The organism is Bradyrhizobium sp. MV1.5, assembly GCF_055807615.1.
The window spans coordinates 84,708-96,983 of sequence record NZ_JBVVPL010000024.1 but is presented as its reverse complement, the minus strand read 5'-3'; the positions used below and the strand labels follow the sequence as shown (position 1 = coordinate 96,983).

General features: G+C 63.1%; 13 protein-coding genes. 8 read left to right on the top strand and 5 right to left on the bottom strand.

From position 1 onward, the window contains the following. Positions 1-123 precede the first annotated feature (123 nt). The 3 genes from AC0L2J_RS22140 to AC0L2J_RS22130 all read left to right on the top strand — a co-directional run bounded on the left by AC0L2J_RS22140 (position 124) and on the right by AC0L2J_RS22130 (position 3,115). Positions 124-1,584 carry a flavin-containing monooxygenase gene (locus AC0L2J_RS22140; RefSeq protein ID WP_473394321.1) on the top strand — a complete coding sequence of 487 codons (1,461 nt, stop codon included), beginning with the start codon at positions 124-126 and terminating at the stop codon, positions 1,582-1,584. Between the two features lie 313 nt (positions 1,585-1,897). Further along, positions 1,898-2,053 (top strand): hypothetical protein, encoded by a 156-nt coding sequence (locus AC0L2J_RS22135; protein ID WP_007612486.1) that lies wholly within the window; start codon positions 1,898-1,900, stop codon positions 2,051-2,053. Between the two features lie 132 nt (positions 2,054-2,185). Continuing rightward, positions 2,186-3,115: an aspartyl/asparaginyl beta-hydroxylase domain-containing protein gene (locus AC0L2J_RS22130; protein ID WP_007612485.1), complete on the top strand. Its 930-nt coding sequence runs from the start codon at positions 2,186-2,188 to the stop codon at positions 3,113-3,115. Positions 3,116-3,121: 6 nt separating this feature from the next. Here the strand turns inward: AC0L2J_RS22130 and AC0L2J_RS22125 are convergent, their stop codons facing one another. Next, positions 3,122-3,709, bottom strand: coding sequence for a Spy/CpxP family protein refolding chaperone (locus tag AC0L2J_RS22125; RefSeq protein ID WP_473394315.1), 588 nt, complete (start codon positions 3,707-3,709; stop codon positions 3,122-3,124). An 82-nt stretch (positions 3,710-3,791) separates the two neighbouring features. Between AC0L2J_RS22125 and AC0L2J_RS22120 the strand changes: the two genes are divergently transcribed. Then, positions 3,792-4,250 carry a YybH family protein gene (locus AC0L2J_RS22120; protein WP_473394311.1) on the top strand — a complete coding sequence of 153 codons (459 nt, stop codon included), beginning with the start codon at positions 3,792-3,794 and terminating at the stop codon, positions 4,248-4,250. Between the two features lie 77 nt (positions 4,251-4,327). Here AC0L2J_RS22120 and AC0L2J_RS22115 read toward each other — a convergent pair whose 3' ends face one another. From AC0L2J_RS22115 to galE, 3 genes are all read right to left on the bottom strand, one after another. After that, entirely contained in the window at positions 4,328-5,029 is a 702-nt protein-coding gene (locus AC0L2J_RS22115; RefSeq protein ID WP_007612477.1) for a fumarylacetoacetate hydrolase family protein, read from the bottom strand. 35 nt (positions 5,030-5,064) lie between these two features. Then, positions 5,065-6,867, bottom strand: coding sequence for an ABC transporter ATP-binding protein (locus AC0L2J_RS22110; RefSeq protein WP_007612475.1), 1,803 nt, complete (start codon positions 6,865-6,867; stop codon positions 5,065-5,067). A 118-nt stretch (positions 6,868-6,985) separates the two neighbouring features. Beyond that, positions 6,986-7,999, bottom strand: a complete 1,014-nt coding sequence (gene galE / locus AC0L2J_RS22105) for a UDP-glucose 4-epimerase GalE (RefSeq protein WP_007612473.1) — start codon at positions 7,997-7,999, stop codon at positions 6,986-6,988. A 125-nt stretch (positions 8,000-8,124) separates the two neighbouring features. Between galE and AC0L2J_RS22100 the strand changes: the two genes are divergently transcribed. The 3 genes from AC0L2J_RS22100 (at position 8,125) to AC0L2J_RS22090 (ending at position 10,017) form a co-directional block, all read left to right on the top strand. Continuing rightward, a complete protein-coding gene (locus AC0L2J_RS22100; protein ID WP_007612472.1) occupies positions 8,125-9,162 on the top strand; it encodes a glycosyltransferase family 4 protein in 1,038 nt (345 codons plus the stop codon). 382 nt (positions 9,163-9,544) lie between these two features. Continuing rightward, a complete protein-coding gene (locus AC0L2J_RS22095; protein ID WP_007612471.1) occupies positions 9,545-9,826 on the top strand; it encodes a DUF1902 domain-containing protein in 282 nt (93 codons plus the stop codon). After that, on the top strand, positions 9,823-10,017 hold the full coding sequence (locus AC0L2J_RS22090) for a type II toxin-antitoxin system HicA family toxin (protein ID WP_007612469.1): 195 nt from the start codon (positions 9,823-9,825) through the stop codon (positions 10,015-10,017). The genes AC0L2J_RS22095 and AC0L2J_RS22090 overlap by 4 nt, the downstream gene beginning before the upstream one ends. A 9-nt stretch (positions 10,018-10,026) precedes the next feature. Here the strand turns inward: AC0L2J_RS22090 and waaF are convergent, their stop codons facing one another. Then, entirely contained in the window at positions 10,027-11,115 is a 1,089-nt protein-coding gene (waaF, locus tag AC0L2J_RS22085; protein ID WP_473394301.1) for a lipopolysaccharide heptosyltransferase II, read from the bottom strand. Between the two features lie 173 nt (positions 11,116-11,288). Between waaF and rfaD the strand changes: the two genes are divergently transcribed. Next, a complete protein-coding gene (rfaD, locus tag AC0L2J_RS22080) occupies positions 11,289-12,269 on the top strand; it encodes an ADP-glyceromanno-heptose 6-epimerase (RefSeq protein WP_473394297.1) in 981 nt (326 codons plus the stop codon). Positions 12,270-12,276 lie beyond the last annotated feature (7 nt).

The window sequence follows — 12,276 nt, the reverse complement described above, 5'->3', positions numbered from 1 at the left end:
GAGCGATCCGGGGCTTTGTTGTCTTGAGCCCGACACACGTGTCTCTTCGCGGTTGTGTCGGGGCCGATTGCCAGTTGACGAGCGATGATCCCGGTCAGACAATCCTTGGCTGCGGAGGGGACAATGGCTCAAGACCATTTCGACGTGCTGATCGTCGGCGCCGGCCTGTCCGGGATCGGCGCGGGCTTCCACCTGCAGACCAAATGCCCGGGCAAGAGCTACGTCATCCTCGAGGGGCGCGATTGCATCGGCGGCACCTGGGACCTGTTTCGCTATCCCGGCGTCCGCTCCGATAGCGACATGTTCACGCTGGGCTATTCCTTCAAGCCCTGGACCGATCCGAAGGCGATCGCCGACGGTGCGCAAATCCTCAACTACGTTCGCGAAACCGCGGCCGAGAACGGCATCGAGAAGCACATCCGCTTCCGCCATCGTGTCAAGCGTGCGGCGTGGTCGACGAGTGAGGCGCGCTGGGCCGTCGAGGCCGAGCGCATTACCGGCGAGGGTGCAATCGAAACCGTGCGCTTCACCTGCAATTTCCTGTTCATGTGCTCGGGCTACTACAAATACGAGGAAGGATATACGCCGGAGTTTCCGGGCGTCGCGGATTTCGCCGGCCGCATCGTGCATCCGCAGAAATGGACCGGCGACATCGACTGCGCGGGCAAGCGCGTCGTCGTGATCGGCTCGGGCGCGACCGCGGTGACGCTGGTGCCGGAGCTCGCCAAGACGGCCGCGCAAGTCACCATGCTGCAGCGCTCGCCGACCTACGTGGTGTCTCGCCCGGCGCAGGATCCCGTCGCCAACAAATTGCGCCGCAATCTCCCGACGCGGCTTGCCTATCACCTGATCCGCTGGCGCAACGTGATGTGGGGGATGTTCTTCTTCCAGCTCAGTCGGCGCCGCCCTGCGAAGGTGAAGGAGCTGGTTCTCAAGGGCGTGCAGATGGCGCTCGGCCCCGATTACGACGTCGCAACCCACTTCACGCCGCGCTACAATCCCTGGGACCAGCGGCTCTGCCTCGTGCCGGATGGCGATCTGTTCAAGGCGATCCGCGAGCAGCGCGCCTCGGTGGTCACCAAAGAGATCGACACGTTCACGCATGACGGTATCCGCCTCAAGGACGGCAGCGAGCTTGCGGCGGACATCATCGTGACCGCGACGGGACTGGTGCTCCAGGTCGTCGGCGGGTTGGAGGTGAGCGTCGACGGCCGCGCCGTCGATTTTGCCAACACGCTGACCTACAAAGGCATGATGTATGCGGATGTGCCCAACATGGCCTCCGCCTTTGGCTACACCAACGCATCATGGACGCTGAAATGCGTCCTCACCTGCGAATATGTCTGTCGGCTCATCAACTACATGGACCGGCACAATTTCCGGCAGTGCATGCCGCATAATGACGATCCCACGATTACCGCGCAGCCGTCGCTCGATTTCACCTCGGGTTATGTGCAGCGCTCGGTCGCAAAGATGCCGAAGCAAGGCTCGAAGCAGCCGTGGCGGCTCTACCAGAACTACGCGCTCGACATCGTCTCCTTGCGGTTCGGCCGGATCGACGATGGCGTGATGCAGTATTCGTGATCGCCGCCGTCTTGTCTTGCGCGTGGTAAGCGCCAGCTTCAAATCGATCGCGAGCGCAAGACCAACTGCGTCGCCGCCGAGCCGGAACAGCACAAGATGGTCTCCTCCGCGGTGAGCGTCGCCGCACCCGGCGTCGTTCCTCTCCTGAAGAAGAGCATCGGCGCTCGCCAAGAATCGCAACCGCCAATGCGTTGTTTTGCGTATACGGCCGCTCGGGTGAATCGGCCATGTTGCCCGAACGGTTAACGCCGGATTAACCGCGGAGTCCTAGCCTGTCTCGGCCGGGGTTACTTGCAAGGCCGAGGTGAGCCCAATGGAAGCCCAGAGAATCGCGGTCGACGCCGTCGTCGCGTTGACCGATTGCGACCGCGACGCCGTCATCGCGTTCATCCGCCGCCTGTATCTCGCCGGCGTCACCGACCCCAAGCGCCTGACCTTCAAGGGTCTCCAGGCGCTGTCACGGGCCTGATTCGGCTCGTTTCGGCCTCAAGTTGCCATCCCTGATCTCCGGAGCGTGATTGCAACCCTCCGGTGAATATCTTGCCGCTCGGGCCGCGTCAGGATAGATCACGTTCCCGGTTGGACCACCGGGGAACGGGGGATGTTAAAACAGCTTTTTGCGCCGCAACTCGTCATTCTCTATGTGCTGGCGGCATCGACGATCTACGTTCATTTCCGCGGCAAGCAGCGGCTGCGCTTCACGCGGCAGCTCGGCGATCACTCCACCTATCTCGCGCCCTACAATGTGCTGATGTACGCGGGCTCGGCGGTGCCGAACAAGCCGGTGATCCCGGTCGAGCAGTTTCCGGAACTGAAAGCCCTCAGCGAGAATTGGGAGACCATCCGCGACGAGGCCGTTCGCCTGTTCGACGAAGGCTTCATCCGCGCGGCGGCGAAGAACAACGATTGGGGTTTCTACTCGTTCTTCAAGAGCGGCTGGAAACGCTTTTACCTGAAATGGTACGATGACTTCCTGCCTTCGGCGCGCACGCTGTGCCCGAAGACGGTGGAGCTGCTCAACTCCATTCCGAGCGTACATGGTGCGATGTTCGCAATGCTGCCGCCTGGCGGCAAGCTCGGCGCCCACCGCGATCCCTTCGCCGGTTCGCTGCGATACCACCTCGGCCTTGTCACGCCGAACTCGAACAAGTGCCGCATCCTGGTCGACGGCGTCGAATGCGTCTGGCGCGACGGTGAGGCCTTCATGTTCGACGAGACCTTCATCCACAGTGCGGAGAATGCCACCGACGTCAACCGCATCATCCTGTTCTGCGACGTCGAGCGTCCGATGAAGTACGGCTTCATGACCGCGATCAACCGCTGGGTCAGCCACCACATCGTCAAGGCCTCTGCAACCCAGAACGTCGACGGCGAGAGCGTCGGCGTCCTCAACAAGGTGTTCGGAAAGCTCTACGAGATCCATCTTGCGAGCCGCAAGGTCAAGGCATGGAATCGCAACGTCTACTACACGCTCAAATATTCGCTGACGGCGCTGATTCTCGGCCTCATCGTGCTGTCGGCATTGCGGTGATTGCGTTTAGTGACGGTGCTTGTGTCCTTCGGAGCCATCAGGGCGTTGGTAACCGCGCAACTCAGCGTATCGCTGCTTCTGGCTCGGATCGAGCACGGCAGTTGTCGACAGATGATATTTGAGGTGGCTTTCGCGGAGCAGTGCCTGGGTTTCCGAAATGGCAACGAGGGTCGCCCTGAGTGACTCCGATGTCGCGACGCGGGTGGAGAAGAGCCGGTCCAACTCCGTCTCCTGCTCGACCAGCTTGTTACCCAGCGAAACCGCCTCTTGCTTCATGGCGTCGAAGAGGCGCTGAACCTGGATGCGCTGATCCGCGGTCAACTCAAGCCGATCACCTAATTCAAGAACATGGCTCGGACCGGGATATCCATTGAGCTCGGCGGCAAGCGCCAGGCCCATGCCACGTCCGGCCCGAAGATCGTCGATCTGCTGCTGCGACAGCGCCTTGATGGGGCGATGCTCAAGGCCAGCATAAGGCTGACTGGACTGCGCGCTGGCAATATTGCACGAGACGATAAGCGTGGCCGCAAGCAGGAGAAGGCGTCTCATGAGGCTGGCTCCATGACATCGGCCCGGTTCGTCGTCGATCTCCACCGGTGCTCTCCACATATCTTGCTGGACGGTTCGCCCCATGGCAACAAGATTGCTGATTGAGCTGTCAAACATGGAGCAGGCAATGGCCTCGTTGCCAATTGCGAACACTGAGCTGCTGCAATTCTTCCGCGCGTGGCTGGAGACCTTCGCGGGCTATGTCCGCGAGGTCGATTATGCTTCGGCACGGCCGCTTTTCCATCCGGAAGTGCTGGCCTTCGGCACGCACAACGACGTCATTCCCGGCCTCGACCAATGGGTCACCACGCAATGGGACAACGTCTGGCCGAAGACGGCCGACTTCCGCTTCGTCGTCGACCAGGCCTCGATCCTGGCATCGTCCGATGGCACGATGGCGACCGTGATCGTGCCGTGGACGAGCACGGGCTATCATCCCGACGGCAGCGCGTTTTCGCGCCCCGGCCGGGCCACGATGGTGTTTTCAAGACATGGCGATGGTTGGCTGTGCGTGCATTCCCACATGTCGCTCAATCGCGGTGTGCCGCAGGCAAGCCACGCCAATCGGCCGGTGAAGGCCTGGTAGATCGGCATCGTCCGCCATCGAAATGCAAAAGGCCCCGGACATGCCCGGGGCCTTCTTATTTAAAGCCACCGTGAGCCTTACTCCGGCTGGCCGATCGAGACCTTCAGCGTGCCGACGCCGTCGACGCCGCATTCGAGCTTGTCGCCGGGCTGGAGCTGCGACACGCCGGCAGGCGTGCCCGTCATGATGATATCGCCGGCGGCGAGCTTCACCTGCTGCGAGAGCTGCCAGATGATCTCGGGCACGTTCCAGATCAGCTCTGTGAGGTCGCCTTTCTGGGCTTCCTTGCCGTTGACCGTCAGCCAGATCTTGCCCTTGGCGGGATGGCCGATCTTCGATGCCGGCTGCACCGCTGAGCAAGGCGCCGAATAGTCGAACGACTTGCCGATCTCCCACGGACGCTCCTTCTTGCGCGAGGCGATCTGCAGGTCGCGCCGGGTCAGGTCGATGCCGACGGCGTAGCCGTAGACATGGTCGAGCGCCTTCTCGGCGGGAATGTTGAGGCCGCCGCTCTTCATCGCGACGATCAGCTCGACCTCGTGATGAAGATCCTTGGTCAGCGGCGGATAGGGAATGGTGGCGCCGTCGGGCACCAGCATGTCGGCGTGCTTGGCGAAGAAGAACGGCGGGGCGCGCTCGTCATTGCCCATCTCGCGGATGTGCTCGAGATAGTTGCGACCGACGCACCAGATGCGGCGCACGGGATAACGGCCACTCTCCCCGACGACGGGAAGCGAAGCCTGGGTCGGGAGCGGGATGACGTAGGAGGCGGCGTTCATGGTGCGATCTCGCTGCTCTTGAGGTGAAAGGAACTCTATGCGGTTGCGCTGATCGGCGCCAGGGCGCCGGCGTCGTGATGTTGCAGGCGGAAGAACGAGGCGTAGCGCCCGCCGCGGCGGAGCAGCTCGTCATGCCGGCCCTGCTCGACGATCTCGCCGCCCTCGACCACCAGGATCGCATCGGCGTGCATGATGGTGTGCAGGCGATGAGCGATCACGATGGTGGTGCGGTTCTGGCAGAGATGCTCTATCGCCTCCTGCACCTGGCGCTCGGACTCCGAATCGAGCGCGGCGGTGGCTTCGTCGAGCAGGATGATCGGCGCGTTCTTGATCAGCGCGCGCGCGACCGCAATGCGTTGGCGCTGGCCGCCGGACAGCTGCGTGCCGTGCTCGCCGACCGGCGTGTCGTAGCCGAGGGGGAAGCCCATGATGAAATCATGCGCGCAGGCTGCTTTCGCAGCATCGATGATTTGTTCTTCGGTCGCGCCCGCGCGGCCGAAGGCGATGTTGTTGCGGATGGTGTCGCGGAACAGATAGACGTCCTGGCCGACATAGGCGGTCTGAGCCCGCAGCGATTTTCGCGAGACGGCGCCGATCGACTGGCCGTCGATCACGATGTCGCCTTGCGTCACCTCGTAGAAGCGCAGCAGCAACCCCAGCACGGTCGATTTGCCGCCGCCGGAGGGCCCGACCAGCGCAGTGACCTTGCCGGGCTCGGCAACAAAGCTCATCCGGTTGAGGACGGTCTCGCCGTTGCGATAGGAGAAGCTGACGTCGCGCAGTTCGATACGGGCATTCGAGAGTTTCAGCGCCGGCTTGTCGTCGTCGGAATGCTCGCTCGCAGGGCTGTCGACGACTTCGAGCAGCATGCGGGCGCCGACGAGCTGGCTGTTGAGGTCGATGTTGAGCCGCGCCAGCCGCTTGGCCGGCTCGGTCGCCATCAGGAACGCGGTCATGAAGGAAAAGAACGCGCCGGGCGTGGCGTTGAGGGCGACCACGCTATAGCCGCCATAAAGCAGGCAGCCGGCGACCGCGAAGCCGCCGAGCATCTCCATCAGCGGATTGGAGCGGTTGGCGACGCGGGCCATCTTGTTGGCGTTGCGCTCGACGATCGCGATGTTCTCGTCGATGCGGGTCTGCATGGTGTCTTCGAGCGTGAACGCTTTCACCGTGCGGATGCCCTGCAGCGATTCCTGCATCGTCTCCAGGATGTCGGCGGTGCCGGTGAACTGGTTGTAGGCGAGGCCCTTGATGCGCTTGACCAGCTTGCGTAGCACCAGCATCGCCGGCGGCACCGCGACGAGGCCGATGAACGACATCACCGGATCCTGCCACACCATCACGCCGATCATGGCGAGCAGCATCATGAGGTCGCGCCCGACCGCATTGACCAGCATGTTGAGGACATCGGTGATGGACTTTGCGCCGGCCGTCAGCCGCGCCAGAAATTCGGACGAATGCCGCTCGGAGAAGAATCCGACGCTCTCGCGCATCAGCTTGGCGAACAGCTGGCGCTGGTTGGTGGCGAGGATGGCGTTGGAGATCTTGGTCAGGATCACCATGTGGCCGTACGTCGCCACGCCCTTGATGAAGAGCAGGATCACCGTGATGCCTGAGAACATCGCGATGCCCGGGATGTTCTTGTCGACATAGGCCTGGTTGATGACCTGGCCGAGCACGTAGGTCGCGCCCGCGGTCGATCCGGCGGCAAGCGCCATCAGCGCGAAGGCGACCAGATAGCGCCGCCAGTAGAGAATCCCCTGTTCCGTGACCAGGCGGCGAATCAGCACCGCTGCCGCATAGGGATCGTCAGTGATTTTCTTTGGAAACTGAGCCATCCGTAGTCCATTGACGGCACAGGAATAAGCCTGCCCGCGCGTCAGGGATCGAACGGCCTCTGTGCCCGCTAAGCCAGCGCTTTTCAAGCCCAATTAAGGGCTTGCGCTGGAATGGAATCTAGGCCGAGGCGGCGTGGCGGAGCTCGCCGTGACGCTCGCGGAACAGCTTGTCCTCCCAGGCCAGCGCATGGGCGGCGATGGTCTCGAGGTCGTCGTATTGCGGCTTCCAGTCGAGCAGGCCGCGGATGCGGCTGGTGTCGGCGACCATGGTCATGATGTCGCCGGGCCGGCGCGGGGCGTATTGCACGGCGAAGCTGCGGCCCGAAACACGACGCACCGCGTCGATGGTCTCCAGCACCGAGTAGCCGCGGCCATAGCCGCAATTGAGCGTCGTCGAGGCGCCGCCGTTGCGCAAATAGGCGAGCGCCGATCGATGCGCCTGCGACAGGTCCGTGACGTGGATGAAGTCGCGAATGCAGCTGCCATCCTGGGTCGGATAGTCGGTGCCGAACACGTCGATCTTGGCGCGCTGGCCGGTCGCGGCTTCCACCGCGATCTTGAGCAAATGCGTGGCGCCGACGGTGGCAAGGCCGATGCGGGCCTGCGGATCGGCACCCGCAACGTTGAAATAGCGCAGGGTCACGTATTGCATGCCGTAGGCGGCGGCGACGTCGTGCAGCATGATCTCGGTCATCAGCTTCGACGAACCGTAGGGCGACAGCGGCCGTGTCGGCGCATGCTCGGGCACCGGCACCTGGTCCGGATCGCCGTAGACCGCCGCGGTCGAGGAGAAGATGAAGCGGTCGATGCCGCGCTTGACCGCGACATTGAGCAGGTTGCGCGCGGTCGTGAAATTGTTGCGGTAATAGCCGAGCGGATCGCGCATCGAATCCGGCACGACCACCGAGCCCGCGAAATGGATGATGCTCTCGATGTTGTGCTGGGCGATCACGCCTTCGAGCAGGTTCTCGTCGCCGGCATCGCCAATGAACAGCGGCACGCCTTCGGGCAGATAGGCCGAGAAACCGGTGGAGAGATCGTCGATCACGACGACGTCCTCGCCGGCTTCCGCCAGCGCCAGAACCGTGTGGCTTCCGATATAGCCGGCACCGCCGGTGACAAGCACAGTCATGATCTCACCCGTCTTCGATCAACGCTCCAAGCTAACGTTTACGTGGTGAAGAGGGGGTATCGGCGCGGCTGAACTGGTCACTATGCTTAATGTTGCGTATAGGGACTTTCGAAACGGAGCGTGGCGTGGCGAATTCCCCAGGCGATCTCGAAGTGATCGTGCCAAATCTGCACAGGCGCTATTCCGGGGTCACCGCGACCAACCGGATGGTGGCGCCGCGGCTGGCAAAGCTGTTTCGCGCCGCGTGGTTCGGCTCCGACGCGCCGGAGGGGATCGCGCGCCTGGGCGGTGCCGATCTCCTGAGATTGTGGCGCCGCAAGGCGCCGGTGATCTGGCACGCGCGCCGCAACAACGAGATGATCGCGGGCGTGCTGTTGAGCGCGCTCGGCTGGCCGCTCAAGCTCGTCTTCACCTCGGCGGCGCAACGCCATCATAGCTGGATCACGCGCTGGCTGATCCGGCGCATGGACGCGATCATCGCGACATCAGATCTTTCGGCCTCGTTCCTGAAGGTGAAGGCGACGGTGATTCCGCACGGCGTCGACACCGCCGTCTATGCGCCGCCGCTCGACCGCACTGCTGCCTTCGCTGAAACCGCACTGCCGGGCCGCTACGCGATCGGCTGCTTCGGCCGGGTGCGCGCGCAGAAGGGAACCGATGTGTTCGTCGATGCGATGTGCCGCTTGCTGCCGCGCTATCCGGATTTCACCGCAATCATCGTCGGCCAGGTCACAGCCGAGCAAACCGCTTTTGCAAACGATCTGAAGAAGCGGATCGAGGCCGCCGGCCTGCAATCGCGCATCGTCATCACTGGCGAACTGCCGATCGAAGACGTGCAGCGCTGGTATCAGCGGCTGACGATCTACGCCTTCACCTCACGCAACGAAGGTTTTGGCCTGACCTTGATCGAGGCGATGGCGGCCGGCAGCGCGCTGGTCGCCGCGCGCGCCGGCGCGGCCGAACTCGTGGTCGAGGATGGCGTGACTGGCGTGCTGATCCCGACCGGTGATGCGGATGCGCTGGCTGCAGCGCTGGAGCCGCTGATGCGGGATGCGGCCATCGCAATCGCGATGGGCGAGCGCGGGCGGGCACGGGTGCTCGAACGATTCAGCCTCGATGCGGAGGCGTCACGGATCGGGGACGTCTATCGGCCGCTGCTTTGAGCCACTGCCGTAGCGGCATCAAAAACAAAAACCGCGAAAACAACCCCATGCACAGTAGCCGGTGCTAGCGGAATCAATGGTTTGGCGGCCGGTGTAGTGGGCTGCTGATTTTACGAAATGGATTTGACTCGTCGGGCAAAACAGGTCTAAAGTTCATCATCGCAGGTTCGCTGTCCCCGTTGTCAGCGTACGCCCCGTCGAGCGGGAAGCCCTTTTCCTCTCGACAGCAATCCAACATTGTTGCGCACAGAAAATGCGCATCAAATCAGTGTGTTATGTTGCGGGGCGGGTTTTCCTAACTTGGCGAGACTAACTAGGGTTTAATGCGTTGTCTGGCACTCTGCTTGCTATGCGGTTGCCATGACTAGTGAGGGCTGCTTTGATGAAAGAAATCGCCGCAGAGGGAATGCTGAAAATGGGCCATCTCATCGTCGTTCGAGCGAATTGGGATACCGAAGCGTCTGTGTGGACTGCCGAGAGTTCCGACCTCCCGGGACTCGTCACGGAAGCTGCGAGCCTTGATGAGCTCGATGCGAAGTTGCCCGATCTTATTCGCGATTTGTTGGAGGATGAAGGCGCCACTGAAGGGTATGAAGTCCCCGTCGAGGTGATTGCGAGCTTCTCCAAACGCATAAAGATCGGCTCCGCAAAAGAAGCCGCATGAATAGCTTTACTCCGGAATTGAAACGAATTCTGGAGAAGGCGGGATGCTTCTTCGTTCGACGTGGGCGCGGCGACCACGACATTTGGGAGAGCCCGGTCTCAGGTATCCGCTTTACGGTCGATAACAATATCAAATCTCGGCATACAGCGAACGCAGTTCTGAAACAGGCTGGGCTGCCCAAGCAGTTTTGACCTCCACGCTCACGTCGAAGCCCGCATCCCCACCTCACCCAGCACCCGCTCCGCAATCCCAACCACCTCGCTCGCCGCGATATCTCGCATGCAGCGGTGGTCGTTCATCCTGCAGGTCGTGCTCTGGCAGGGTTGGCAGGAGAGCACGCTCTTGTCCTGGACCACAGTCGCGGCGAGGCCGTTGAGAGGGGCCCAGAGATAGGGGCTGGTCGGGCCGAAGATGCCCATGGTCGGTGTGCCCAGGGCGGCTGCGATATGCATCAGGCCGGAATCGTTGGAGATTGCGACGCCGGCCGCGGCCATGGCCAGCACGCCGTTGCGCAGATCATTGCTGGTAAGGTCTCGCACCCCAGGGCCGCCAGCGGTCCCGGCGCCGCCAGCCGCGACGATCTCCTGGGCCAGGCCCTTTTCCCCGGGGCCGCCGACCACCCAGACCTCGAGGCCGCGCTCGGCGAGCAGGCGAGCGGCCTCGGGATAGTAGGTCCAGCGTTTTGAGACGCCGACCGAGCCGGGGGCGAGCGCTACGGCAGCGCCTGCGCTGAGGCCGTTGGCCTGCCGCCAGCGGACGATTTGCTCGGCCGGGACCCGCAATTGCGGCACCGGCCATTCCGGGGGCAGCGGGGCGCCATCGGGCTGGGCGAGGGCGGCGTTCTTGTCGATGAAGCGGGGCAGCTTCTTTTCGCCCCAGCGCCAGCGATTGAGCAGGCCGAACCGGAACTCGCCGACGAAGCCGACCCTTTCCGGAATCCCGGCCAAAGCGGGTGCAATGGCGGCCTTCCAGGTCCGGGGCAGCACCAGGGCGGTGCCGTAGTTCCGCTCGCGCAGGAGCTTCGCCAGGCCGAGCTGGCGGCCCACGGCGAGCCGGCCGCGCGGCAGGTCCCAGACGATCGCTTCGCGCACGCCCGGCATGTAATCGACCAAGGGCGCGCATAGGGAGGTCGTGAGCAGATCGACCGGCCGGTTCGGCCAGCGCTCATTGAGGACCCGCACGACGGTGTGATTCCGGACGAAATCGCCGATCCACATGTAGGGGACGATCAGGATCGGGCGCGTGTCGCCCCGATCTGCCTCGCCACTAAGTTGCGAATCTTGGTTCATTCGTTGATAAGGCCGGGGTGCGCTGATGTGGCGGTTCGGTTAGCCGCTCCGGGCCGGCAGGTAAAGCCGGCTGAGCGGCAATCCCAAAACCGCTTACACTTTGGCGGATCATGCGCTAGGGCAGAACCGGGCCGCAAAACTTCGGGCGGGCGGAATCTGGCAGGGAAGTTGGAATGTTGCTGGTGACCGGCGGGGCCGGTTTTATCGGATCGAATGTCGTCGCCGCGCTGAACGAGGCCGGCCGCAGCGACGTGGTGGTCTGCGATTTCCTTGGCAACGAGGGCAAATGGCGCAACCTCGCCAAGCGGCAGCTTGTGGATATCGTGCCGCCGGCTGAGCTGCCGGACTGGCTGAAGGGCCGCAAGCTCGATGCCGTGATCCATCTCGGGGCGATTTCCGCGACCACCGCGACCGACGGCGACCTGGTGTTCGAGACCAATTTCCGCCTGTCGATGCGCCTCCTGGACTGGTGCACGGCGAATGCGGTGCCGTTGATCTACGCCTCTTCGGCGGCTACCTATGGCGACGGCGAGGCAGGATTTGACGACGATTCCTCGGTCGCTGCGCTGAAGAAACTGCGGCCGATGAATCTCTACGGCTGGAGCAAGCACCTGTTCGATCTCGCCGTCGCCGAGCGCGCAGCGAACGGCGAGAGGCTGCCGCCGCAATGGGCCGGGCTGAAATTCTTCAACGTGTTCGGCCCCAATGAATACCACAAGGGCTCGATGATGAGCGTGCTGGCGCGCCGCTTCGACGACGTCAAAGCGGGCCGCGTCGTGCAATTGTTCAAGTCGCATCGCGAAGGCATCGCCGATGGCGACCAGCGCCGCGACTTCATCTATGTCGACGACGTCGTGCGCGTGATCATGTGGCTGCTGGCGACGCCGTCGGTGTCCGGGCTGTTCAATGTCGGCACCGGCAAGGCGCGCAGCTTCAGGGACCTGATGCTCGCGGCCTATGCTACGCTCGGCGCCAGCCCCAACATCGAATACATCGACATGCCGGAGCAGATCCGCGGCAGCTACCAGTACTTCACCCAGAGCGAGGTCGATCGCCTCCACCGCGCCGGTTACAATGGCGGCTTCACGACGCTCGAGGACGCGGTGAAGGCCTATGTCGGGGATTATCTCGACCGGCCCGACCGCTTCCGTTGAGGCCCAT